Origin of the sequence: Streptomyces sp. NPDC092369 (assembly GCF_044755245.1) — a bacterium.
Lineage (GTDB): Bacteria > Actinomycetota > Actinomycetes > Streptomycetales > Streptomycetaceae > Streptomyces.
Window position 1 is genome coordinate 2,000,838 of the sequence record NZ_JBIVQP010000001.1, and the last position, 23,438, is coordinate 2,024,275.

Sequence of the window (23,438 nt, forward strand, 5' to 3'; positions counted from 1 at the left end):
CGCGTCAGCCGGTCGCGAGGGTGAACACGTGCAGGTCCGTGTTCTGCGGCAGTTGCACGCTCGCGATCGTCTTGCCGTCCGGTGCGGCGAAGGTCTTGGTGGCGAAGACGTACGTCGCCACCGGGTCCTTGTCCGCGCCGGCCACGTTCCGGTACGCGGCCTTGGCGACGACCAGGTTGCCGTACTGGACGGTGCCGCCGCCTCCGCCGACGGTCCAGTCGGTGAAGGACAGGTCGACCGTGCCGGTGCTGCCGTCGGTGTAGGTGACCGTGGCGGTGGTGCGCTGGTTGCCGTTGACCGCGCTGCCGATGAACGACAACTTGGCCGCGGGGGCGTCGAGTCGGACGGTCTGCCCGGACGCGTAGGCGTTGTCGGGACGGGCGGCCGGCGAGTTGGGCCAGGTGAAGCTCAGACCGTCGACCGTGCCCTGTCCGCCCGCGGTGAGACCGGCCGCGGCGAGGGCCTGGCGGGAGTAGCTCCAGCCGCCGCCGTCGTAGTCGGCCTCGTCGTGCTCGCCCACGTCGTCGGAGACGCCGGTGTTGTTGTAGGCGGCGAGCAGGGTGCCGGGGGCGGCCACCGTGAGGGCGACCGGTTGCACGTAGGAGTCGTCGCCCGAGGTGACCGTGACCTTGGCCTCGAAGAAGCCCTGCTTCACGTCCTTCGCCGCGGACAGGGTGATCTTCTGCGAGCCGTCGGTCACCGTGCCCTCGGCCGGGGTCGCCGAGATCCCGTCGGGCGTCTCGACCTTGAAGCGCACCTCGGGTCCGGTGCCGCCGCTGACGGCCAGCGCGCGGATGTCCACCTCGGCGCTCTCGCCGGGTGCGATCGTCGCCGCGGTCGGACCGACGCCGATCTGGTACGGCTGCTCGCCGTCCCGGAAGGACGGCGGGGCCTGGGAGGTGCCCCAGTCGCGGTTCGGGGTGGAGGAGAGGGTGTAGTCGAGCCGCCCGCCGTCGCGCACGAAGGACGCCGGCAGCCACGAGCGGTCACTGGAACGGCCGTTGACCTTCAGCGACTGGATGTACGGCGCGTCGGCCGCGGCACCCGTCGCGCGGATCGAGATGTCGTTGCCCTCCGGCCGGTCGATCTCGACGCGCGGGAACAGCGGTGAGGCCAGGACGAGTTCGGCGCGCGAGGGCACCTGCGGGTACATGCCGAGCGCGGAGAAGACGTACCAGGACGACATCGCGCCGAGGTCGTCGTTGCCGGGGATGCCGTTGGTCTTGGTGGACCACAGCTGCGTCATCGCGGCGCGGACGGTCTCCTGCGTCTTGTAGGGCGCGCCCGCGTAGTCGTACAGGTAGGGCACGTTGATGGACGGCTCGTTGTCCAGTTCGGACTTGTCGCCGCCGCTGCCGGTGAACGCCCAGCTGCCGTCGTCCTCGTGGAAGAAGGTGTCGAGGCGCTTGAGGGCCTCGTCCTTGCCGCCCATGGCCGCGAACAGCCCGGCCGGGTTGTGCTGGACCATCCACGTGTACTGGGCCGCCGTGCCCTCGACGAAGCCGTTGCCGGTGGCCGGGGTGAAGCCGGTGACCCAACTGCCGTCCGCCTTGCGGTTGGCGATGTAGCCGCCCGTCGGGTCGGCCGCGATGTTGAAGTTGTTCTGCCACCACTGGGAGCGCTTGGCGAAGGTGGCCGCCGTGTCCTTCTTCCCGGCCGCCGCGGCGAGTTGGGAGAGCGAGAAGTCGGCGGTGGACATCTCCAGCGTCTCGGCCGCGCCGCCCCAGGCGTTGGAGACCGAGGGCATGTAGTGCAGGTCCAAGTACTTGTCGAGGGACGGCCGTTGACCCACGGAGAGGACCGGCTTGCCCGACGATGACAGGTCCTGCGGGGTCGGTACGGTGGCCGCCTTGACGAGCGAGTTCAGCGCGCCGCGCAGGTCGAAGTCCGTGCCGCCGAAGGCGCGGATGCCGGCCAGGGCGGTCGGTGAGGGGTCGCCGTTCATGACGTGGGTGCCGCTCGCTCCGTGCAGCCAGCGGTCCCAGATCCCGCCGTTCTGCTGGGCGAGTTCGTACAGCGACTGCGCGATGTCCGAGCCGGTGCGCGGACTGAGCAGGGTGAGCAGCTGCACCTGGTCGCGGTAGACGTCCCAGCCGGAGAAGGTGCCGTACTGGGCCTCGTGGCCCCGGGAGACCCGGTGCACCTCGCCGTCGCTGCCGCGGTATCTGCGGTCGGCGTCGCTGATCACGTTCGGGTGGATGAGGGCGTGGTAGAGCGCGGTGTAGAAGGTTCTGCGCTCGTCGTCAGTGCCGCCGCCGACCCGGATCGCGTCGAGGCGGTCCCGCCAGGCGCGCTGGGCGGCCTTCTTCACCGCGTCGAAGGAGCGGCGCGGCGGGTTCTCCGCGGCCAGGTTGGCGGTGGCGCCGGCCTGACTGACGTAGGAGATACCGACCTTGGCGTTGACCGGCCCGTCGCCCGGCTCGAACTCGACGTAACCACCGGCGCCCTTGCCCGCGACCGGTCGGCCGCCGCCTGAGAAGCCGCCCGTGCCGCCGCTCGCCGAGGTCGAGCCCGGCGTCAGCTTGTCGTCCTGCCAGGTGCCGGTCGTCTTGAAGTCGCGGTCGAACCTGGCCGTGAAGTAGACGGTGTAGTAGGCCCGTTGGCCCTCAGGATCCAGGTATCCGCAGAAGTCGCCGGAGGTGACCGAGCCGGAGACCGTGCGTGTCTCCGGGTCGATGGTGACCGTCGAATCGGTCGAGCCCACCTCGGAGTTGGCGGTACGGATCAGCATCGAGGCGGGCTTGTCGGCCGGGTAGCTGAACTGCGCCGAGCCGGTCCGAGCCGTCGCCGTCAGATCGGCGGTGACCCCGGAGGCGAGGCCGACCTTGTAGTGGCCGGGCTCGGCGGTCTCGTCGGCGTGGCTGAAGTCCGAGGCGTAGACGGCGTCCTTGGTGTCGCTCGCCGGGGAGGAGGTGACCTCACCGGCGTACGGGAAGAACGGGATGTCGCCGCTGCCGCCCGCGCAGCCGGTGCCGGACATGTGGGTGAGGCTGAAGCCGCGGATGCGGGTGGCGTCGTACTGGTAACCGCCCGGCGCGGCCGTACTGGTGGCGTTGCCTCTGGTGTTCTCCGGGCTCCAGGAGAGCATGCCGAAGGGCACCACGGCGCCGGGGAAGACATTGCCGCCGTTCGTGGTGCCGATGAGGGGATCGACGTACGCGGTCGGGTCGTCGACGAGCTGGGGCGGCGCGGCGGTTGCCGCGAGGGCGGGGGTGGCGCCGCCGACCGCGAGTGCGGCGGCCAGCAGCAGGGACGTAGGACGGAAACGCATGACGCGGCCCCTCCTCCTTCGGACGGGTCGCGCACCACAGGTCGCACAAGCCGCAGGGACAGTAACGTGCGCCACCCGTACCACGGAAGAGCGCGTGGCAAGGTGACGGCCCACGCGGGAGCCACCCGTACGGACCACTTGTGGCCACTTCCGCAACTGTCTTGACATCGTTGTCGGTTGGGGGAGTAAAGTCATGTACACACCACTAGACAACGTTGTCGCACCTGCAGCGTCGCCACAAGCCGCGCCACCTGCTCAACTCCGCTTCTCGGCCTTCTCCCCCGGCGCCCGGTCAGGTCGGGCACCGGGGGCTCTCACCCCGACCGGTACCGCTCCCCCCTTGGTACCGGTCGGCTCGCGGACCCCGGTGCTACACCGACCACCACCGGGGTCCGCCCAGAGCTGCTCGCTCGGGGCCCGGTCGGCTCAGCCGACCTGACAGGGCAGAGCCGTCGCCATGTCACCCCCACCGCCGGAGACGACGTAGCCGAACGTCGTGCTCTGTCCCGGGCTCAACGAGCCGTTCCAGTCGGCGTTGTGGACCATCACGTCCTGTCCCGTGTAGGTGGGATTGCCGTTCCAGAGGCTCTCGACCTTCTGCCCGCCGGGCAGCGTCCAGTCGACCATCCAGCCCAGCATCGGGACGTTTCCGGTGTTGGTGACGGTCACCTCGGACTGGTAGCCGCCGTTCCAACTCCCGGTCGTACGACGGGTCGCCGCGCATTCACCCGGCACCGGATCGGTCGGGTTGCCCGGGTCGTGGATACCGGTGACCTCGCCGTTGCCGCCGTCGAAGACGACGTCGGAGCAGGAGTAGAAGGTCTCCGCGCTGTCCGAGCGCTGCCACACCATGTAGATGATGTGGCGCCCCGACTTGTTCGCCGGAAGCTGCCCGGACCAGGAGTAGTTGGCCTCGACCGTGCCCGGTGTGCCGTTGAGCGGCGGGTGGTCGACGGTGACGAAGGGGGTGGCCTCCATGTCGTTCCAGGTGAGCGTCTTCGTCGGGTCGAAACCGTCCTTGGTGATGTAGACGTAGAACCAACCCGGGTGCGCGGCCCAGGCGTTGTAGGAGAAGTCGACGGTCGCGCCGGACGTCAGATGGGTCAACGGCCAGTCGCTGCGCGGGAGATTGAAGCCGGTGAAGTTGGTGTTGCCGCCACTGCACAGCTCACCGTCGGGCACGAAGCCGCGGGTGCGTCCCGCACCGTCGGAGCGCAGCACCGAGAACCAGTTGTAGAACGGCGTTGTACCGCTGACCTGTTGGGCCGCTTTGCAGGCCGGGTTGACCGGCTTGATCTCCCCGGTGTCGGTCAGGCCGTCCTGCCAGCACAGGAAGGTGCGGCTGGCGGGCTTCATGGGGGTGCCGTGGGCCTGCGCCGGACCGCCGGCCGCCATGACCAGGGCGAGGGCAGGGAGGGTGGCGAGGACGGAGACGAGGACGAGGAGAAGGGCGCGGGTGCGGTTGGAGAGGGTTAATCGACGTAGCGGGGCGTCCATTCTTGTCAGGATCATGACAGATGAGTTCCTTCGGGTACGGCCATGCGGATGCGTACATACCGAGAGGCGGGGTGGAGAGCGCCCGCTGGGCGACGGGTTCCGGTCCGCGCGACATGGGAGCGCTCCCACCCCACCTATGGGGAAGCTAGCGCGAAGTGGGGCGACTGTAAACGCCGAGCGGTCCCGCCACAGTGGCCGCACAGACTTGACTCATTCTTGGCCGAGCGCGCTATGCGGTGAATGGCGTTCGGTCATGTTCACTTGTCGCGTCCGGGGGGTTGGTTCTTGGCGCTTTCTGAGGCAAGTGGGCGTTGCGATGGAGGAACGGCTCATGAGAAGACACATCCGCGGGATGCTGGCCGCGCTTATCGGAGCGCTGCTGCTCACCACGGGAATCACCGCGACCGGCAGTCAGCCCGCGCAGGCCTCTGACAACGGTGTCGGGCTCAAGCCCGTGCTGGGATGGAGCAGTTGGAGCTTCGTCCGCCGCGACCCGACCGCGCGGACCATCGAGGCGCAGGCGAAGGCGCTCAAGACCAGCGGCCTCGCGAAGAATGGTTTCGTCTACGCCAACATCGACGACTTCTGGTACCAGTGCCCGGGCAGCCAGGGGCCGGACGTCGACCAGTACGGCCGCTGGGTCACCGACCCCGTCAGGTTCCCGCCGCGCGGCGGTGAGAACGGCATCCAGGTCGTGGCCGACCATGTGCACTCCCTGGGGCTGAAGTTCGGCCTGTACGTCACTCCCGGCATCTCCCAGCAGGCGGTCGCCAAGAACACGGAGATCAAGGGAACCCCGTACCACGCGCGGGACATCGCGACCACGGCGACGGAGAGCAACTACAACTGCGGTGGCATGGTGGGCATCGACTACACCAAGCCCGGCGCGCAGACGTTCGTCGACTCGTGGGCCGGTCAGTTCGCCGGCTGGGGCATCGACTACCTCAAGATCGACGGTGTCGGCACGCCCGACCAACAGGACGTCCAGGCCTGGTCGGACGCCCTGCGGAAGACGGGTCGGCCGATCCATCTGGAGCTGTCGAACAACCTGGACATCAACAACGCGGCCACCTGGAAGAAGCTCTCCAACGGCTGGCGCACCGGTGGCGACATCGAGTGCTACTGCGGTCCGAACGGCAGCAGTTACCCCCTGACGACCTGGGCCTCCATCGCCTCGCGCTTCGACCAGGTCGCCGCCTGGGCCGGGTATGGCGGTCCCGGCGGGTACAACGACTACGACTCCCTGGAGATCGGGAACGGCGCGAACAACGGCCTCACCCCCGACGAGCGCAGGACCCAGATGAGTCTGTGGTCGCTGGCCGCCTCCCCGCTCATCCTCGGCACCGACCTGACCGACCTCGACCCCGCCGACCTCGCGCTGTTGAAGAACACCGACGTCCTCGCGGTGGACCAGGACGGCATCGACGCCCAGCGGATCTCCTCGGACGCGAACTCGCAGGTGTTCGCGAAGACCGAGCCCAACGGCGATGCCGTGGTCGGTCTGTTCAACACCGGGTCGGCACCCCGGGAGGTCGCGACGACCGCGTCCGCGCTGGGTCTGGCCAAGGCGCGCGCGACTACTCCCTGCGGGATCTGTGGAGCAAGCGGCTGACCGAGTCCGCGGGCCGGATCGCCGCCAACGTGCCGCCGCACGGCGTGGTCCTGTACCGGGTCCACGGCACCCACCGCCCGGTGACCGGCGCGGCTCCGGACGTCTCGTTCGGGCTCGACTGGGCGCCGGCGGCGAGCGACAGCACCACGCGTACGGTGACCGCGGTCCTGTCCGACAACGGTTCACGGTCGATCACCGACGCGGCCCTGACCCTCACCGGACCGGCCGGCGCGAAGATCACCACACGTGACGTGACCCGCGCCCGGACGGTCCGTGGTGGCCATGCGCTCAAGGCCACCTACTCCGTGTCCGTCCCGTCCTCGTCGGAGCTCTTCGCCTCCAACGACTTCCAGGGGAGCGCGAGTTACCGCTTCCGGTCGGACGGGAGGACCCGGCTCACCGCCGGTGACACGATCACCGTCAACCACCAAGTGAAGGCCCCGTTCAAGACGTTCGCCTCCACCACGGCGAGCTTCAGCCAGTCCGGGACCCGACTCGGCATCCGGGCCCAGGGCGCTGACCTCTACAACGGCACCAACGAGTACGGCACGATCTATCTCCCCGGCGCCGAGCACGACGGTTCCGTGACCACGGTGAAGCTCGACTCCCAGTCGAACACGGATGTCTGGGCGAAGGCCGGGATCATGGTCCGCAACGACATCACCCAGTCCAACACCTCACCCGGCTATGTGGCCCTGGTCGCGACCCCCGGCAACGGCTATCTGCTCGACTGGGACAGCGACGGCGACGGAAGGCTGGACTCGCAGGACTCCACCGGCACCGCCACCTACCCGTCATGGCTGAAGCTCGTCCGCACCGGCACCTCGTACAGCGGCTACTACTCCACCGACAGCACCACGTGGAAGCTGGTGGGCACCATCGACGTCCCGACCGCCGCGGCCACCCAGGACGTCGGCCTCACCCAGACCTCGCACGCCTCCGGCACGACCGGCGAGGCCGACTTCGACTCGTTCACGACCACTCCCTAGCGGTCCGGAAGCGGGAGCCGGTGGCTCGGACCTGAAGTCCGGGCCGGTGGTCAGGTCCTGAAGTCCGGGCCGGTGGTCAGGTCCTGACTCCGCCGGCGCGACCTTCGACGACAGCGTCCGCCCGGCGTACGGTGCTCTCCCGCACCGGCGCCGGGCGGACGCGCGTCTCCGGTTCGGCGGGCGGGAGTCGGGCGGCCGGGAGATCGATCGTGAACTCCGTGCGGCCCGGCACGCTGGTCACGTCGATCCGGCCGCCGTGCGCGCCCACGATCGCCGCCGCGACGGCCAGTCCGAGCCCCGCCCCGCCCGGCGACCCGGCTGCCCGAGCCCGGGAGGAGTCGGCGCGGGTGAAGCGTTCGAAGGCCCTGGGCAGCAACTCGGCCGGAATACCGGGCCCGTTGTCCCGCACGCGGATCACGCACCGCTCCCCCACGGCCGCCACCTCGGCCGCCACCGCGGTGCCCACAGGCGTGTGCACACGCGCGTTGGCCAACAGGTTGGCCACCACCTGGTGGAGCCGCTCCTCGTCGCCGACGACCGGGGCGGGGGCCTCCAGGGGCAGCGACAACTGCCAGTCGTGGCCGTCGCCCACCGCCCGCGCGTCCCACACCGCTTCCGCGACCACGGCCGCGAGGTCGACCTCGGTCGCGTGCAGGGGCCGTCCCTCGTCGAGCCGGGCGAGCAGCAGCAGATCCTCGACCAGGCCGGTCATCCGCGCCGACTCCGCCGACACCCGACGCCAGGCCAGCACCGGTTCGATCCGGTCGGTGCCGCTGTTCATCAGCTCCGCGTAGCCCGCGATGGAGGCGAGCGGGGTGCGCAGTTCGTGGCTGGCGTCGGCCAGGAAGCGCCGCATGCGTTCCTCGCTGCGCCGCATCTCCTCCTCGCCGCGCTGCCGTTCGGCGAGCGAGGACTCGACGTGCTCGATCATCCGGTTGAGCGCGGCGCCGACCTGGCCGGCCTCGCTGCCGGGGTCGGTGTCCCGGGCGGGGACGCGGGTGAGGCCGGTGACCTCGCCGCGGTCCAGCGGCGCCCGGGAGACCTCGACGGCGGTGGCGGCGACCCGGCCCAGGGGCCGCAGTTGACGTCGTACGACCACCGCGCAGACGACCCCCGCGGCGCCGAGCCCGACGACGGCCACGACCGCCTCGACCACCATCAGTCTGGTGATCAGGTCCTGTACGTCGCCCATCGGGAGTCCGGCCAGCACGCGGACGCCGTCGTCGTCCAGGACGGTGAGCCGGTAGGTGCCGAGGCCGGGGACGGTACGGGTGTGCTTGGCACCGTCGGCCGTGAGGCCCTTGAGGGCGGCCCGCTGGTCGTCGCTGAGCGCCTGCGGGGCCGCGTCCTGGCTGACGACCGCCCCGGCGAGGACGGCGCCGTCGTCGTCGAGCCGGGCGGCGAGCATCCCGGCCGGGTGGCCGCTCTCGTACAGGAAAGCGAGGTCCCGGTCGAGGTCGGGGTGCAGCGAGGCGCCGCCCAGGCTGCGGTCGGCGGCTTCGGTGACGCGCTGGTCCAAGTTGCCGAGGAGATAGGCGCGTTGGGCGTAGACGGTGGTGACCGCCATCGCGGCGCACACGGCGACGAGGACCGCGCCGATGAAGAGGAGCAGACGGGTGCGGAGGGAGCGGCCGCGGAAGAGAGGCGGACGGCTTCGCAGGGAGCGGCCGCGGAAAAGAGGCGGACGGGGCTGCGGGGAGCGGCCGCCGAAGAGATGCGGATGGCTTCGCGGGGAGCGTCCGCCGAAGAGATGCGGATGGCTTCGCGGAGAGCGTCCGCGCGGTCGTACGGTCATCTCCCCTCCTCCACGGGCCTGATGGTGTGTCCCGTGCCGCGCACGGTGTGGATCATCGGGGCCTTGATCAGCGCTTGGCGAGGATGGTTCAGCAACAGGCTGAGCTGCCTGGGCGCGGTCTGTCCGTCCCCGGCCGGAGAGAGCCGCGGGGCCGCCTCGGTGACGGCGAGGGACAGCGCTTCGATGAGCGCGCGTTCGTCGTCGACGGTGAGGACGTGAACCCGTCCGCTGCGGGTTCCGGAGATGCCAGCCATGTCCTGATCCTGTACCGGTTGGCTGAGGGAATGCTGTGTTCCGACTGAGCCGCAGCCGTGCGAACGGACGGGCCGACAGGTGGGCGGACCTGCGGAGTCCGGTTGCGGACGGGGGTGCGGACCGGGGCGGACAACCGACCGCGACCGCTCGCCCCTGGCCGGTTTCGTGTCAACTCCGTTGGCCGAAGGGGGCATTGGCGCGGTCAGGCAGGGGTACACCGACGCGAAGACCGGCTCCACCCCCGTCATCGCGACGTACAGCAGGGGCGCCGAGATACCCGAGGGCACCCGCGGGACGCCGGCGGGCGTTCGGCCTGGAGTGAGGGGACGGGCCGAGCCACGGTAAGGATTGCGAAGGGCCGCACCCCCGTCGCCGGGGGTGCGGCCCTCAAGTGCCCTGCCGGAGCCGCTAGTTGCGGATCAGGTTGCGCAGCACGTACTGCAGGATGCCGCCGTTACGGTAGTAGTCGGCCTCGCCGGGGGTGTCGATGCGGACGACCGCGTCGAACTCCACGCCGGTGTCGGTGGTGACCTTGACCGTGCTCGGGGTGGTGCCGTCGTTCAGCTCGGTGATGCCGGCGATGGAGAAGGCCTCCTCGCCGGTCAGGCCGAGGGACTGGGCGGACTGGCCCGCCGGGTACTGCAGCGGGATGACGCCCATGCCGATGAGGTTCGAGCGGTGGATGCGCTCGTAGGACTCGGCGATGACGGCCTTGACGCCGAGCAGCGCGGTGCCCTTGGCGGCCCAGTCGCGGGACGAGCCGGAGCCGTACTCCTTGCCGGCCAGGATGACCAGCGGGATGCCCTGCTCGATGTAGTTGCGCGAGGCGTCGTAGATGAAGGAGACGGGGGCGTCCGGCTGCGTGAAGTCACGCGTGAAGCCGCCCTCGGTGCCCGGCGCGACCTGGTTGCGCAGGCGGATGTTGGCGAAGGTGCCGCGGATCATGACCTCGTGGTTGCCTCGGCGCGAGCCGTAGGAGTTGAAGTCACGCCGCTCGATGCCGTGCTCGGTGAGGTACTTGCCGGCCGGGGTGTCGGCCTTGATGGCGCCGGCCGGGGAAATGTGGTCGGTGGTGACCGAGTCGCCCAGCTTGGCGAGGACGCGGGCGCCCGCGATGTCGGAGACCGGGGTGGTCTCCATCGTCATGCCCTCGAAGTACGGGGGCTTGCGGACGTACGTCGACTCGCTGTCCCACTCGAAGGTGTTGCCGGTCGGGATCGGCAGCGCCTGCCACTGGGCGTCACCGGCGAAGACGTCGGCGTAGGACTTGTTGAACATGTCCTCGCCGATGGCGTTCGCCACGACGTCGTTGACCTCGGCCTCGGAGGGCCAGATGTCTTCGAGGAAGACCGGCTTGCCGTCCTGGTCGGTGCCCAGGGCGTCGCGCGTGATGTCCACCTTCATGGAGCCCGCCAGCGCGTACGCGACGACCAGCGGCGGGGAGGCCAGGTAGTTCATCTTGACGTCGGGGTTGATCCGGCCCTCGAAGTTGCGGTTGCCGGAGAGCACCGAAGTCACGGCCAGGTCATGGTCGTTGACGGCCTTGGAGACCTCCTCGGGCAGGGGGCCCGAGTTGCCGATGCAGGTGGTGCAGCCGTAACCGACCAGGTTGAAGCCGACCTTGTCGAGGTAGGGGGTGAGCCCCGCCTTGTCGAAGTAGTCGGTGACGACCTTGGAGCCGGGTGCGAGGGTGGTCTTGACCCAGGGCTTCCGCGTCAGCCCCTTCTCGACCGCCTTCTTGGCCACCAGCGCGGCGGCGACCATGACGTACGGGTTCGAGGTGTTGGTGCAGGAGGTGATGGCCGCGACGGTGACCGCGCCGTGGTCGAGTTCGTACGTCGAGCCGTCGGGGGCGGTGACGGTGACCGGGTTGCTCGGCACACCGTTGCTGGCGGCCGGGGAGTCGGAGGCCGGGAAGGACTCCTTGCCCGCCTCGTCGTCATCGGCGACGTAGTTGCGCACGTCGCTCTTGAACTGCTCGGCGGCGTTGGCGAGGACGATGCGGTCCTGCGGGCGCTTCGGTCCGGCGATCGAGGGGACGACCGTGGCGAGGTCGAGTTCCAGCTTCTCGGAGAAGTCGGGCTCGGCGGCCGGGTCGAGCCAGAGGCCCTGCTCCTTGGCGTACGCCTCGACGAGCGCGAGCTGCTGGGCGTCGCGGCCCGTCAGCTTCAGGTACTTGATGGTCTCGGCGTCGATCGGGAAGATCGCGGCGGTGGAGCCGAACTCCGGCGACATGTTGCCGATGGTGGCGCGGTTGGCGAGCGAGGTGGCGGCGACGCCTTCACCGTAGAACTCGACGAACTTGCCGACCACGCCGTGCTTGCGGAGCATCTCGGTGATCGTGAGCACGAGGTCGGTGGCGGTGGTGCCCGGGGTCAGCTCGCCGGTCAGCTTGAAGCCGACGACGCGCGGGATGAGCATCGAGACCGGCTGGCCGAGCATCGCGGCCTCGGCCTCGATGCCGCCGACGCCCCAGCCCAGCACGCCGAGGCCGTTGACCATGGTGGTGTGGGAGTCGGTGCCGACGAGGGTGTCGGGGTACGCCTGGCCGTTGCGGACCATGACCGTGCGGGCGAGGTGCTCGATGTTGACCTGGTGGACGATGCCGGTGCCCGGCGGGACGACCTTGAACTCGTCGAAGGCGGTCTGGCCCCAGCGCAGGAACTGGTAGCGCTCGCGGTTGCGGCCGTACTCCAGCTCGACGTTCTGCGCGAAGGCCTCGTGGGTGCCGAACTTGTCGGCGATGACGGAGTGGTCGATGACCAGCTCGGCGGGGGCCAGCGGGTTGATCTTCGCCGCGTCACCGCCCAGCTCCTTGACGGCCTCACGCATGGTGGCGAGGTCCACGACACAGGGCACGCCGGTGAAGTCCTGCATGATCACGCGGGCCGGCGTGAACTGGATCTCCTGGCTGGGCTGCGCCTGCGAGTCCCAGCCACCGAGGGCACGGATGTGGTCGGCGGTGATGTTCGCGCCGTCCTCGGTGCGGAGCAGGTTCTCCAGCAGCACCTTCAGGCTGTACGGAAGGCGAGCCGAGCCTTCCACCTTGTCCAGCCGGAAGATCTCGTACGACTCGTCGCCCACCTGCAGCGTGCTGCGGGCGTCGAAGCTGTTCGCCGACACGACAGTCTCCTTCATTGATGTGCGCGTACTCACTCACCACGATCCTGCCGCCACGGCTACTTGGCCGATCCGCTAAGGTAAGGCTAAGTTAGGCAAGCCTTACCGCCGGGTCGGCGGTGGTGTGCGGCTGCGGTGCTCCTGGTGCAGATATCTCGATGTCGAGATAACTCTAGTACATGGGGGCGAGCTGGTCATGCCCGGGCGGCAGTGACCTGTCCCAGCCCGTTCGTCCGCGAGGTCGGCCGCCGACGCATACGGTGTCCGGATGACTGACGTCGAGGTCGTCGCACGCGCGCAGATCAATGGCGGCCAGCCTGTCGAACGGTTGATCTGCCATCCACGGCTGCCACTCTTCGCCTACCTGGATTCGCGACGACCCGCGGTCGGAATCTGGGCGTGCGACACGGAGAAGCCGCACGAACTCGGTTCAGTCGACGCCGACTCGGCCGACTACGGCGAGGCCTTCGGATGGGAACGACTCAAACGGACGCCCGCCGTCACCTGGCATCCTCACCGTCCGCTGCTCGTGGTGGCCAGTGAGGGGAACGTTGTGCGGTGGCAACCCTCCGGACTGACCGAACTGGACAGCGTGCCGCCCGCCGCCCACTACAACAGCCTGGCGTTCAGCCCGGACGGTCACACCCTGTGGGCGTCGCCTTCATCGAACGGTGAGGACGACGCATGGGAACGGTCCGATGTCCTCGACCTCGCCTCGGGCTCCGTCAGCGTCGGCCCGCGTTGGGACACCGGCGTCGCGGAGCATCCGGGCGGCGGCCTGACGGTCACGCTCGCCAGCGATCAGGGAGCGACGCTCGCGCTCTTCGCCCGAGTCGGCCTCGGCACCGCACCAGGGGCCATGCGGCTGCTGCGGCACGCACTGATCCTGGATGCCGACGGCTACGAGACTCCGATCTTCAGCCCTGATGGACGCCATCTCGCGATCCGGGGCAATGCCTACGACAACTCACTGGACGTCTTCGAGTTCCCCTCCCTCCGCCGGGTCCTCGCGACATCCCTCGGCGAACCCAGTCCGGGTTACCCGTATCCGAAGGGATGGCTCGACCAGATGCGCGCGTGGTCCCGCCACAACATCGCCTTCGGATCCCGACCCGGCGTGCTCTGGGTCGGAACTCCGGCCGGGGCCCTCATCGAGGTCGACATCGAGGCCCCAGCCGCACGGCAGCACGACCTGCCGGCCGGCTCCCCTGTGTCCGCGCTGGGCCGCACGGCGACGGGCCAGCTGGTCATCGCCTGCGACACGGGCGACCTGGTGCTTCTGTCCGTGGACGATGTCTCCGTCCACGCTCAAGGCGCCCACGACGCCACGGCTCAGGCCGCAGTGACAGCGTTCCTGGATTCCACTTCCGAGGTTCCCGACGATGCCGATCCGGACAGCGATCTGGTCCTCACCGACGGAGTCTCCACCTGGGATTCCGAGGACCTGGCGACGGTCAGCACAGCGACCGCGACAGATCCGACGTGGCTCCGGCTTCGAGCGGCCGTCAACGACGCGCGCGACCAGGACGCGTGAGCTTCCGCGTGCGCTTCTTCCTGGAGACAGGACAGCAGTGACCTGCCATACCCCCGCACTTTCGGGGAACCTGCTCCAGGACGAAAGGGGGCGGGGATGCCGCTCACGTTCCGCAAGAGTTTCCGGATCCTTCCTTGGCTGCGGTTGAACATCAACAAGAAGTCCATGTCCATCACCACCGGGGGGAAGCACGGCCCGCGACACACGCACAGCACCACGGGACGACGTACGACATCGATGGATTTGCCAGGACCTTTCGGGTGGCGCAAGACGCACCGCAAGAAGGACGACTGAGCGGCCGTCACCCGAACGGACCCCCCAGGAGGTGCCATCTCATATCTGAGATAGCCTCAACCTCATGGCAGACGACTACCTCGTACGCATCGGCAAGCTCATCCGTGATGCCCGGCAACACCGTGGCTGGACACAGGCGCAGCTCGCGGAGGCGCTCGGCACCAGTCAGAGCGCGGTCAACCGCATCGAACGCGGTAACCAAAACATCAGCCTTGAGATGATCGCTCGAATCGGTGAAGCGCTGGAGAGCGAGATCGTCTCTCTGGGCTATGCGGGACCGATGCATCTGCGAGTCGTCGGTGGTCGTCGGCTGTCCGGGGCCATCGATGTCAAGACCAGCAAGAACGCCTGCGTGGCACTGCTGTGCGCCTCTCTGCTCAACCAGGGGCGCACAGTGCTGCGCCGGGTGGCCCGGATCGAGGAGGTCTACCGCCTCCTTGAGGTGCTCAGCTCGATCGGTGTGCGTGCCCGGTGGATCAACGGCGGGGTCGACCTGGAGATCGTGCCGCCGGCCGAGCTGAACATGGCGGCGATCGACGCCGAGGCTGCCGTACGCACCCGCTCGATCATCATGTTCCTGGGCCCGCTGCTGCACCGCATGGACCACTTCAAGCTGCCCTACGCCGGCGGCTGCGACCTCGGTACGCGCACCATCGAGCCGCACATGATCGCGCTGCGCCGGTTCGGCCTGGATATCGCGGCGACCGAGGGCCAGTACCACGCGCGGGTCGACCCGAGCGTGCGCCCGGACCGTCCGATCGTGCTGACCGAGCGCGGGGACACGGTCACTGAGAACGCGCTGCTGGCCGCCTCGCGGTACGACGGCGTGACCGTCATCCGCAACGCGTCCTCCAACTACATGGTCCAGGACCTGTGCTTCTTCCTGGAGGCGCTCGGCGTCCGGGTCGAGGGCATCGGCACCACCACGCTGACCGTGCACGGTGTGCCGAACATCGACGTCGACGTCGACTACTCCCCCTCCGAGGACCCGGTCGAGGCGATGAGTCTGGTGGCCGCCGCGGTGGTCACGGAGTCGGAACTGACCGTGCGCCGGGTGCCGATCGAGTTCCTGGAGATCGAGCTCGCGGTCCTGGAGGAGATGGGCCTCGATCACGACCGTACGCCCGAGTACTTCGCGGACAACGGCCGTACGCGCCTGGTGGACCTCACGGTCCGGCCCTCCAAGCTGGAGGCGCCGATCGACAAGATCCACCCGATGCCGTTCCCGGGCCTGAACATCGACAACGTGCCGTTCTTCGCGGCCATCGCGGCGGTCGCGCAGGGCAAGACCCTCATCCACGACTGGGTCTACGACAACCGCGCGATCTACCTCACGGACCTCAACCGTCTCGGCGGCCGGCTCCAACTCCTCGACCCGCACCGCGTGTTGGTCGAGGGCCCGACCCGCTGGCGCGCCGCCGAGATGATGTGCCCGCCGGCCCTGCGCCCCGCCGTGGTCGTCCTGCTGGCGATGATGGCGGCCGACGGCACGTCCGTGCTGCGCAACGTGTACGTCATCAACCGGGGCTACGAGGACCTCGCCGAGCGCCTGAACTCCATCGGGGCGCAGATCGAGATCTTCCGGGACATCTGAGGGGCGGCCGCCGCGTCGGTACGGCGCAGCCCGGCGTCCTGGGGCACCGCGAGTGCCGGACGCCGGGCTGTGTCGATCCTGCCTACTGAGGGGTGAGGGTGAAGGACTGGGCGGTACCGCCGGAGCAGGTCCACTGCTGGAGCCGGGCGCCGTCAGCGGTGGAGGCGTCGGTGACGTCCAGGCACTGGGCGGGATTGCTGCGTGGCGTCAGGGTGTACGTGCCGCCTGGCCCAGGAACCGGCTTCCACTGCTGATTCGTACCGCCGCCGTAGGCCCAGAGCTGGATCTTCGCTCCGCTGCCGACGCCCGTCCCTCCGGTGACGTCCCAGACCGCGTTGGCCGCGTTGCGGCTGACGACCTTGTAGTAGCCGCTGTCGGTGGGCTGGAACTGCCACTGCTGGTTGGTGCTGCCGGACACGCAGGTCCACTGCTGCACGGCGGCGCCGTTGGCGGTCGAACCGGCCGCGTCGTCAACGCACTTGCCGCTGCCTGTGTTGGTGACCGTGTACCACTTCGTCGGGTCCACGGGCCCGCTGGTGCCGCCGCCGACGTCGGGCCAGATGTACGTGCCCACCGTCTTGGCGGGCAGCGTGCTGCTGACCTGCTGGCCGCCGGCCCGTAGCGTGAACGGCTGGTTGGAAGCTGTCTGGTTGACCACGACGGTCACCAGGCTGCCGTCGGGGTTGAGGAAGGCGACGTTGGTGACGTTGCCGCTGTTGCCGTTGTTCGTCTGGACCCGGGTGGCGCCGCGCGCGATGAACTTCGAGAACTGGCCGACGATGTAGTACTCGGGCAGCGCCCAGTACGTGTCCGGGTTGCTCGGCGACTGGATGAACATGGTCGGGTCGGGTGCGCCGGACCACTGCTCGGGGCTGCGGTTCTGGTCGAGCATGGTGACCCAGTCCTGGTACATGATCGACTGGTTGCGGAAGTACTGGACGATCCGGTCCGCGCCGGCGGTGCCCCACACGGCACGCTCGGTCATGGCCACGTCCTTGGTCGGGTAGCTCGACTTGACCTGTCCCATGGCGGTCGGGTCCCCGCCGTAGTCGTGGAAGGCGACGCCGTCGACCGAGTTGAACGCGCTGCTGGGTGAGCCGGGGTTGCCGAGGACCCCGGCGGTGTAGGCCGGGCCGTCGCCGAAGTTGTGGTCGTAGGCCCAGATCTTGGTGGCCGAGGCGCCGTTGCCGTTCAACTCGCCGCGCAGTGCGGTGGCGATCCTGCGTTCCTGGTCGGCGGTGAGCGTCATGCCCGGGTAGTCCGGCGGCGAGAACAGCGGTTCGTTCTGCATCGTGACGGCGTACAGCGGCAGTCCCTGACCCGCGTAGGCGGTGACGGCCTTGCGCAAGTAGGTGGCGAGCACCGGGATGTTCGCGTCGGGAAGCGTGCCGCCGATCAGGCTGTTGTTGTTTTTCATCCAGGCCGGAGGGCTCCACACACTGCCGAACAGCAGCAGGTTCGGGTTGATCGCCTTCGCTTCCTTGAGGACCGAGATGATCTTGTAGTCGATGTCCTTCTGGATGGAGAACCGCGACAGGCTCGGGTCGGCCGCGCCGTCGTCGTAGGTGTAGAACTGCCGCGAGGTGAAGTCGCTCGAACCCAGCGGGATCCGGGCGATGTTGAACCCGGCACCGTTGACCGGGTCGACGAGCTTGCGCAGTGCCGCGGTACGCGCGGAGGCGCTCATCCGGGACAGGTTGTAGATCGTGGACTCCTCCAGCGAGGAGCCGACGCCCAGGACGGACTGGTAACGGGTGGGAGTGTCAGCGGTGATGGTGGCCGTGCCCGAGGCGGCGGTCGCGGTGAGGTCGGACTGCCGCGACAGCTGATACCGCGTCGAGGCGAGCCCCGTCGCGGGGTTGGTGAACCAGTTCGCGTTGGCCGGGCCGAACCCCGAGGCGGTCGACTCCGAGCTGAAGTACACCTGAACGGGAGCGCCGGCCGCCTGGGCCGACGGTGCGTTCACTGCGTTCAGAGCGACGGGTGCGAGCAGCGCGCCGACCGCCGTCGCCGTCAGCGCGAGCGTGGCCCGACGGCTGCGGACCACGGGACCGGCGGTCCGGGAGCGCGGTCGCCACCGGTGGGGGTGTCTCAGAGGCACGGAATCTCCTGATCGGGTGGGGGATGTCGCGGGAGGCCGATGCGACGGGGAGGGACGATCAGTGGGGTGTCACAAGGAATTCACGGCTTTTTACAAGTCGTGAACTTAGAGGGGGTGCTGAAGCACCGTCAACCCTCGTGCCTCAACGGGCGCATCAGGTGGGGGGTCCGGCGCCCCGCGGGCGTCTGGTACACCCCTGCTATGCGCACCGAATTCAACGTGTCCCGGCTGGAGCCGACGGCCGTCTACCGTCTGCTCACGGCGTCCGTCCTGCCGCGCCCCATCGCCTGGGTCTCGACCGTCTCCGCCGACGGCGTCGACAATCTGGCCCCGCACTCCTTCTTCACGGTCTCGTCGGCCACGCCGCCGATCGTGCAGTTCACCTCGGTCGGCCGTAAGGACTCCCTGCGCAATGTCGAGGCCACCGGGCAGTTCGTGGTCAACCTCGCCCCGGAGTCGCTCGTCGAGGAGGTCAACAGGACCGCCACGGACTTCCCGCACGGCGTGAGCGAGTTCGACGCCGTGGGAGTGGCGCGCGAGCCCGGCGCCCGCGTGAAGGCGTCCCGCGTCGCGGGCTCCCCGGTGGCGCTGGAGTGCGAACTGCACAGCACGCTCCGGCTGGGCGACTCAACTGTGGTCTTCGGCAGGGTGGTTCACATCGCGGTCCACGAAAGCGTCCTGACCGACGGCCATCCCGAGGTCACCCGCATGCGCCCGCTGGCCCGCCTGGGCAAGGACGAGTGGAGCACCCTCGGCGAGGTTCTCGACCTGCGCCGTATACGGTACGCCGACTGGCAGGACGGTTAGGGGCTGTCGTTCGGATCAGCCCCTGGGCGCAGAAAGGGCCCGAGGGTGGGTGTGCGGCACCCACCTCCGTACGGCCTTCCTGGCCGAGGCGCGTGAGCGAAGACTCGGACCGTCGGCGACCGCCGACCCCGAGCCCGCCCCCCCTCAGCATCCCCAGGAGACTTCCGTGAACACCGCTTCCACCCCGGCCGACCGCAAGATCGTCATCGTGACGGGGGCCTCCAGCGGCATCGGCGCGGCGACCGCCCGTCATCTGGCCGAGGCCGGCCACCATGTCGTCCTCGGGGCCCGCCGCACCGAGCGCCTCGCCCTGCTGACCAAGGAGCTGCGGGAGGCCGGACACAGCGTCGAGCACGCCGAGTTGGACGTCACCGATCGGGACGGCGTCCGTGCCTTCGTCGACGCGGTGCTGGCCCGGCACGGGCGCGTCGACGTGCTGGTCAACAACGCGGGAGTGATGCCGCTCGCGCCGCTGGCCGCCCTGCGCGTGGCGGAGTGGGACCAGATGATCGACGTGAATCTGCGAGGTGTGCTGTACGGGATCGCGGCCGTGCTGCCCTCCATGCTGGAGCGGCACTCCGGGCACGTCGTGAACATCGCGTCCACCGCCGCGCACCGGGTCGACCCGACGGCCGCCGTGTACTGCGCGACCAAGTACGCGGTGCGGGCCCTGTCCGAGGGCCTGCGGCAGGAGAACTCCGACCTCAGGGTCACCGTCGTCAGCCCCGGCTTCACCCGTTCCGAACTGACCCACAAGGGCGGCGACGCCGAGGCGCAGGGCGCGGCACGCGACGCCACCGAGCTGATCGGCCTGCCCGCGGCGGCGGTCGCCGAGGCCGTCGGTTACGCGATCGCCCAGCCCGCGCACGTCGACGTCAACGAGATCGTCGTACGTCCCACGGTCCAGAACTGATCCGTCAGTGGCGCGGAGCGGCCATCGACGCGAGGTACGTCAGGGCCTGCGCGCTGCGGCTGCCCGGTTCCGCCGAGCCCACCAGCAGCTCCTGGCCGGGGGCGGCCCGAACGTCGAAGCTCTGGTAGGTGAGTTCGACGCGTCCGACCTCGGGGTGGACGAACACCTTGTAGGCGCGGGTGAGGGCGCGGACCGTCTGGTCGTTCCACAGGGTCCTGAACTCCCCCGAGATCTCCAGCAGTTCACGCACCAGGTCGTCGATCTCGGGCGCGTCGCTGAACCGGGCAGCGTTCAGCCGCAGCGCGTACACCGTCGCCGAGGTCACCAACCGCCGTTCGGGGAAGACCTCTTGGGCCCGCGGGTGGGTGAACAGGATCCGCGGCATGCTGGTCTCCCCCTCGAAGGGGGACAGCAGGGCGTCGGCGATGACGTTGGTGGCGAGGATGTCGAAGGCGGGGCCCAGGACGTAGGCGGCGGCCGTCGGAAAGGCGTCGAGCAGTCGCAGCAGATCGGGGTGCACCTGGTCGCGGCGGCCGTCGGCCTGCGTGCGGGGGTTGATGCCTGCCAGGCGGAACAGGTGACCGCGCGCGTCGGCACCCAGGCGCAGCGCCCGGCCGAGCGCGTCGACGACCTGCGGCGAGGGGTTGGTCTCGCGCCCCTGTTCCAGCCGGATGTAGTAGTCGGCGCTCACCCCCGCGAGGACGGCGACCTCTTCCCGCCGCAGCCCCTTGACCCGACGGGTGCCGCCGCCGACCGGCAGTCCGACATCGGCCGGCTCCAGCCGGGAACGGCCGGCGCGCAGGAAGTCCCCGAGGGCGTTGACAGGCGCGTTCCGCATACGACCGACAGTACCCCCGGCACCGTTGACACGGCCGACCTCGGGGTTTCCCCCGTCCTCCCACACGGCCGTCCTACGAGGTGCCCCGGTCCTCCAGCAGGCGCTCAAGGCGGTCGAAGCGTGCGTGCAGGGCCCGGGTCGCCTCCTCGCGCATGGCGCGCGCCGCGTCCTCGGCCTCGCCTGCGAGGTGATGGCGGCGCTTCTCGTCCCGGCCCACGAACCAGGTCGCGAGGGCCGCGGTGACCATGCCGTACGCGGTGATCCCGACGACCATCACCACCGAGCCGATGACACGGCCCCACAGCGTCACCGGGAAGAAATCGCCGTACCCGACCGTGGTCGCCGTCTCGATCGACCACCACAGCGCCCTGGGGTACGAGGTGATCTGCGCCCCGCGCGCCCCCTGCTCGGCGGCCACGACCGCGTACGAGCCGAGCAGCATCACCACCACGAGGACGGCGGTCGCCCCGCCCGCGGCCCTGAGATGCAGCGAGCGGCCCTGCCGACCGAGCAGCAGCGCGACCGTCCTGGTCCACAGTCCGGGCAACATGGCCCGGATCCTGCGCGACCGACGGCCGCCGCCGGGGCCCGGCACGCCTGCGGACCGCCGCCGTCACCCCATCGGCGGGCGCTGGCCCGGACGGGTCCGGACGGTGGTGACGGGCGCGGTCCCCCGGGTCCGGCTGAGTCAGAGGTCGAGCAGTTCCTCGTAGAAGCCGCCGAAACCCCGCTCGCGGTCGATGAGGTGGATCTCCAGGATCCAGTGACAGGTGCGGCCGGCCTTGTCGGTACGGCGCAGGGGGGTGTCGTTGGCCGGGGTGATGTACGACTCCGTGTCCGCGCCGTCGATGGTCTCGTGCGGGAACTCGCCGACGAGGTGTCCGGCGTGCCAGCCGCCCAGTTCCCAGCCTGCCTCCGTGGCGAGGCGGGCGACCTCGGCGTACAGCCGCGCTCCGGTGATGTCGGGATCGGCCTCGTAGCGGGCCCGGCCGGCCGCGAAGGCCTTGGGGAGGTCGTCGCGCAGGCGGCGCTTGACCGGGTCGTCGCCGAGCACGAAGGTGCGGCCGAAGTCGGCCTCGTACTCCTCGAAGATCGGTCCGAAGTCGGCGAACACGATGTCGTCGGCGTCGATCACCCGGTCCGGCGGGTTCTCCCGGTAGGGCATGAGGGTGTTCGGGCCGGAGCGGACGATGCGCTTGTGCCAGTGACGGGTGGTGCCGAAGAGGTCGTTGGCCAGGTCGCGGATCCGGTCGCTGACCGCCCGCTCCCCCTCGCCGGGCGCCACCAGCCCCCGGGTCTCGATCTCCGCGAAGAGTCGTTCGGCCTTGGCCTGAGCGTCCAGCAGTCGCGCCGCGCGCGTGGGTTCGTCGTCCGCCATGGGCCGAACGTAACGGCGTCTGATCGTTTCCGGCAATGTGATTTCGCCGTCCGCGCTCAGGGGTGGAGGCGGACCGCGCGGGCCAGGAAGTGGTGGGTGGCGTCCTCGTAGTGGACGAGATCCCAGTCGGCGGCCCGCAGGGCGGGGCGGAGGTTCTCCTCGGCCAGCAGGTCGGCGGGGTCGAGGGGGCGGCCGTGGCGGGCGGCACGTTCGGCGCGGCCGGAGGGGTGGAAGAGCAGCAGGACGCCGCCGGGCGCGGTGACCCTGGCCCACTCGCGCAGCGCCGCCGCGGGGTCGGGGACGTGGTCGACGAGTCCCGCGCTGAAGATCCCGTCCACGGCCCCGGTCGCCAGCGGCAGCCGGGTCGCGTCGGCGACCAGCAGCAGGGCGACCTCCGCCCGGCCTTCGCGCCGCGCGGCCGTCAGCATCGCGGGCGTGAGGTCGGCGCCGAGGACGACGCCCTCGTCACCGACCTGCGCGCGGAGGGCGGGCAGGGCGCGGCCGGTGCCGCAGCCGACATCGAGGGCTCGTTGGCCCGGGCGCAGTCCGATCCGCTCGACCGCGGCCGTGTACCGGGGCCCGTCGGCCGCGAAGCGTTCCTCCCAGGTGGCCGCCCGGTGGGTGAAGAAGGCCCGGGTGGCGGTCTGTTCGGCGCGGTCCGCCACGAACGCGGCGAAGCGCTCGAACACGCCGTCCCGGTGCGGGGCCACGGCGGCCAGTTCGATGGGCGCCGACTCCAGCAGCCCGGGGGCGATCGCCGCCTCCTCCGGGAAGGCCGCGACGAAGGCGTCGACCGTCGCCTTGTCCGCCTCCAGATGGAACTGCATCCCCCAGGCCGAGCCGCCCACCCGAAACGCCTGTACGGGATACCGCTCGCAGGAGGCCAGCAGCGTCGCCCCGGCCGGCAGGTCCATGGTGTCACTGTGCCAGTGCAGCACCCGCAGCCGCTCGGGGACGGCGGCGAACAGCGGGTCGGAGGTCGCGGCAGGCGTCATCCGTACGTCACTCCAGCCGACCTGCGTCCCCGATCCGGGGCGGCCGGCACCGCCCGCGGCGACCGCCAGCAGCTGCGCCCCCAGACACACCCCGAGCACCGGCACCTCGGCCTCCAGCGCGGCGACGAGCAGCGCCAGCTCGGCGGAGCGCCCCGGGAAGTCCTCGTACGCCGCCATCGGTCCGCCCATCACGACCAGCCCCGCCAGCCCCTCGACCGAGTCGGGCACCGGCTCCCCGGCCCAGGTCCGGCAGATCCGGTACGGCAGCCCGGCCGCCGCCAACGCGGCACCGACGGCGTAGGGCCCCTCGCCCCGCGCGTGCTCCACGACCTGGATCACGGGCCACCACCTCCCGGACGACCGTACCCGAGCGACCACGGACCATGACCGCATATGCCCAGGAAACGGCACGAAAATGGCCGCAGGTGCGGTCCTACGACGTCGA

At 70.0% G+C, this 23,438-nt stretch carries 17 protein-coding genes; 7 read left to right on the forward strand and 10 right to left on the reverse strand.

Features of this window, described 5'->3' with window-relative positions; all coding sequences use genetic code 11:
• Positions 1-4 precede the first annotated feature (4 nt).
• Together ACIQI8_RS08720 and ACIQI8_RS08725 are read right to left on the reverse strand one after the other, a co-directional pair.
• On the reverse strand, positions 5-3,271 hold the full coding sequence (locus ACIQI8_RS08720) for a GH92 family glycosyl hydrolase (RefSeq protein WP_402346271.1): 3,267 nt from the start codon (positions 3,269-3,271) through the stop codon (positions 5-7).
• A 426-nt stretch (positions 3,272-3,697) separates the two neighbouring features.
• Positions 3,698-4,783, reverse strand: a complete 1,086-nt coding sequence (locus ACIQI8_RS08725; RefSeq protein ID WP_402346273.1) for a lytic polysaccharide monooxygenase — start codon at positions 4,781-4,783, stop codon at positions 3,698-3,700.
• Between the two features lie 316 nt (positions 4,784-5,099).
• Between ACIQI8_RS08725 and ACIQI8_RS08730 the strand changes: the two genes are divergently transcribed.
• The gene (locus ACIQI8_RS08730; RefSeq protein WP_402346275.1) at positions 5,100-6,380 is read left to right on the forward strand and encodes a glycoside hydrolase family 27 protein; all 1,281 of its coding nucleotides are present in this window, start codon (positions 5,100-5,102) and stop codon (positions 6,378-6,380) included.
• Positions 6,381-6,409: 29 nt separating this feature from the next.
• Positions 6,410-7,369, forward strand: coding sequence for an NEW3 domain-containing protein (locus tag ACIQI8_RS08735; RefSeq protein WP_402346772.1), 960 nt, complete (start codon positions 6,410-6,412; stop codon positions 7,367-7,369).
• A 76-nt stretch (positions 7,370-7,445) separates the two neighbouring features.
• On the opposite strand, the gene ACIQI8_RS08740 is transcribed toward ACIQI8_RS08735, so the two are convergent.
• The 3 genes from ACIQI8_RS08740 to acnA all read right to left on the reverse strand — a co-directional run bounded on the left by ACIQI8_RS08740 (position 7,446) and on the right by acnA (position 12,542).
• Positions 7,446-9,164, reverse strand: coding sequence for a sensor histidine kinase (locus tag ACIQI8_RS08740; RefSeq protein WP_402346277.1), 1,719 nt, complete (start codon positions 9,162-9,164; stop codon positions 7,446-7,448).
• Positions 9,161-9,418: a hypothetical protein gene (locus tag ACIQI8_RS08745; protein ID WP_402346278.1), complete on the reverse strand. Its 258-nt coding sequence runs from the start codon at positions 9,416-9,418 to the stop codon at positions 9,161-9,163. Before ACIQI8_RS08745 ends, ACIQI8_RS08740 begins: the two co-directional genes overlap by 4 nt.
• Positions 9,419-9,827: 409 nt before the next feature.
• The gene (gene acnA, locus ACIQI8_RS08750; protein WP_402346279.1) at positions 9,828-12,542 is read right to left on the reverse strand and encodes an aconitate hydratase AcnA; all 2,715 of its coding nucleotides are present in this window, start codon (positions 12,540-12,542) and stop codon (positions 9,828-9,830) included.
• Between the two features lie 265 nt (positions 12,543-12,807).
• Here acnA and ACIQI8_RS08755 point away from each other — a divergent pair, with 265 nt between their 5' ends.
• The 3 genes from ACIQI8_RS08755 (at position 12,808) to ACIQI8_RS08765 (ending at position 15,961) form a co-directional block, all read left to right on the forward strand.
• The gene (locus ACIQI8_RS08755) at positions 12,808-14,073 is read left to right on the forward strand and encodes a hypothetical protein (RefSeq protein WP_402346281.1); all 1,266 of its coding nucleotides are present in this window, start codon (positions 12,808-12,810) and stop codon (positions 14,071-14,073) included.
• Between the two features lie 96 nt (positions 14,074-14,169).
• A complete protein-coding gene (locus tag ACIQI8_RS08760) occupies positions 14,170-14,367 on the forward strand; it encodes a DUF4236 domain-containing protein (RefSeq protein WP_402346283.1) in 198 nt (65 codons plus the stop codon).
• A 64-nt stretch (positions 14,368-14,431) separates the two neighbouring features.
• Complete coding sequence (locus tag ACIQI8_RS08765; RefSeq protein ID WP_402346285.1) at positions 14,432-15,961, forward strand: helix-turn-helix domain-containing protein; 1,530 nt, start codon at positions 14,432-14,434, stop codon at positions 15,959-15,961.
• An 82-nt stretch (positions 15,962-16,043) separates the two neighbouring features.
• Here ACIQI8_RS08765 and ACIQI8_RS08770 read toward each other — a convergent pair whose 3' ends face one another.
• A complete protein-coding gene (locus tag ACIQI8_RS08770; RefSeq protein WP_402346287.1) occupies positions 16,044-18,008 on the reverse strand; it encodes an RICIN domain-containing protein in 1,965 nt (654 codons plus the stop codon).
• Positions 18,009-18,263: 255 nt separating this feature from the next.
• Between ACIQI8_RS08770 and ACIQI8_RS08775 the strand changes: the two genes are divergently transcribed.
• Entirely contained in the window at positions 18,264-18,869 is a 606-nt protein-coding gene (locus ACIQI8_RS08775; RefSeq protein WP_402346289.1) for a flavin reductase family protein, read from the forward strand.
• A 166-nt stretch (positions 18,870-19,035) separates the two neighbouring features.
• Entirely contained in the window at positions 19,036-19,782 is a 747-nt protein-coding gene (locus tag ACIQI8_RS08780; RefSeq protein ID WP_402346291.1) for an SDR family oxidoreductase, read from the forward strand.
• Positions 19,783-19,786: 4 nt separating this feature from the next.
• Here the strand turns inward: ACIQI8_RS08780 and ACIQI8_RS08785 are convergent, their stop codons facing one another.
• From ACIQI8_RS08785 to ACIQI8_RS08800, 4 genes are all read right to left on the reverse strand, one after another.
• Complete coding sequence (locus tag ACIQI8_RS08785) at positions 19,787-20,620, reverse strand: helix-turn-helix transcriptional regulator (protein WP_402346293.1); 834 nt, start codon at positions 20,618-20,620, stop codon at positions 19,787-19,789.
• A gap of 73 nt (positions 20,621-20,693) precedes the next feature.
• Positions 20,694-21,170 (reverse strand): potassium channel family protein, encoded by a 477-nt coding sequence (locus tag ACIQI8_RS08790; RefSeq protein WP_402346295.1) that lies wholly within the window; start codon positions 21,168-21,170, stop codon positions 20,694-20,696.
• Between the two features lie 138 nt (positions 21,171-21,308).
• A complete protein-coding gene (locus ACIQI8_RS08795; RefSeq protein ID WP_402346297.1) occupies positions 21,309-21,998 on the reverse strand; it encodes a M24 family metallopeptidase in 690 nt (229 codons plus the stop codon).
• Positions 21,999-22,054: 56 nt separating this feature from the next.
• The gene (locus ACIQI8_RS08800; protein ID WP_402346299.1) at positions 22,055-23,332 is read right to left on the reverse strand and encodes a methyltransferase domain-containing protein; all 1,278 of its coding nucleotides are present in this window, start codon (positions 23,330-23,332) and stop codon (positions 22,055-22,057) included.
• Positions 23,333-23,438 lie beyond the last annotated feature (106 nt).

Excerpts from the sequence above, each read along its gene's own strand:
- ACIQI8_RS08720 (WP_402346271.1), bottom strand. The coding sequence starts at position 3,271 with ATGCGTTTCCGTCCTACGTCCCTGCTGCTGGCCGCCGCACTCGCGGTC.
- ACIQI8_RS08725 (WP_402346273.1), bottom strand. The coding sequence starts at position 4,783 with ATGATCCTGACAAGAATGGACGCCCCGCTACGTCGATTAACCCTCTCC.
- ACIQI8_RS08730 (WP_402346275.1), top strand. The coding sequence starts at position 5,100 with ATGAGAAGACACATCCGCGGGATGCTGGCCGCGCTTATCGGAGCGCTG.
- ACIQI8_RS08740 (WP_402346277.1), bottom strand. The coding sequence starts at position 9,164 with ATGACCGTACGACCGCGCGGACGCTCTCCGCGAAGCCATCCGCATCTC.
- ACIQI8_RS08745 (WP_402346278.1), bottom strand. The coding sequence starts at position 9,418 with ATGGCTGGCATCTCCGGAACCCGCAGCGGACGGGTTCACGTCCTCACC.
- ACIQI8_RS08755 (WP_402346281.1), top strand. The coding sequence starts at position 12,808 with ATGACTGACGTCGAGGTCGTCGCACGCGCGCAGATCAATGGCGGCCAG.
- ACIQI8_RS08760 (WP_402346283.1), top strand. The coding sequence starts at position 14,170 with ATGCCGCTCACGTTCCGCAAGAGTTTCCGGATCCTTCCTTGGCTGCGG.
- ACIQI8_RS08765 (WP_402346285.1), top strand. The coding sequence starts at position 14,432 with ATGGCAGACGACTACCTCGTACGCATCGGCAAGCTCATCCGTGATGCC.
- ACIQI8_RS08775 (WP_402346289.1), top strand. The coding sequence starts at position 18,264 with ATGCGCACCGAATTCAACGTGTCCCGGCTGGAGCCGACGGCCGTCTAC.
- ACIQI8_RS08785 (WP_402346293.1), bottom strand. The coding sequence starts at position 20,620 with ATGCGGAACGCGCCTGTCAACGCCCTCGGGGACTTCCTGCGCGCCGGC.
- ACIQI8_RS08790 (WP_402346295.1), bottom strand. The coding sequence starts at position 21,170 with ATGTTGCCCGGACTGTGGACCAGGACGGTCGCGCTGCTGCTCGGTCGG.
- ACIQI8_RS08795 (WP_402346297.1), bottom strand. The coding sequence starts at position 21,998 with ATGGCGGACGACGAACCCACGCGCGCGGCGCGACTGCTGGACGCTCAG.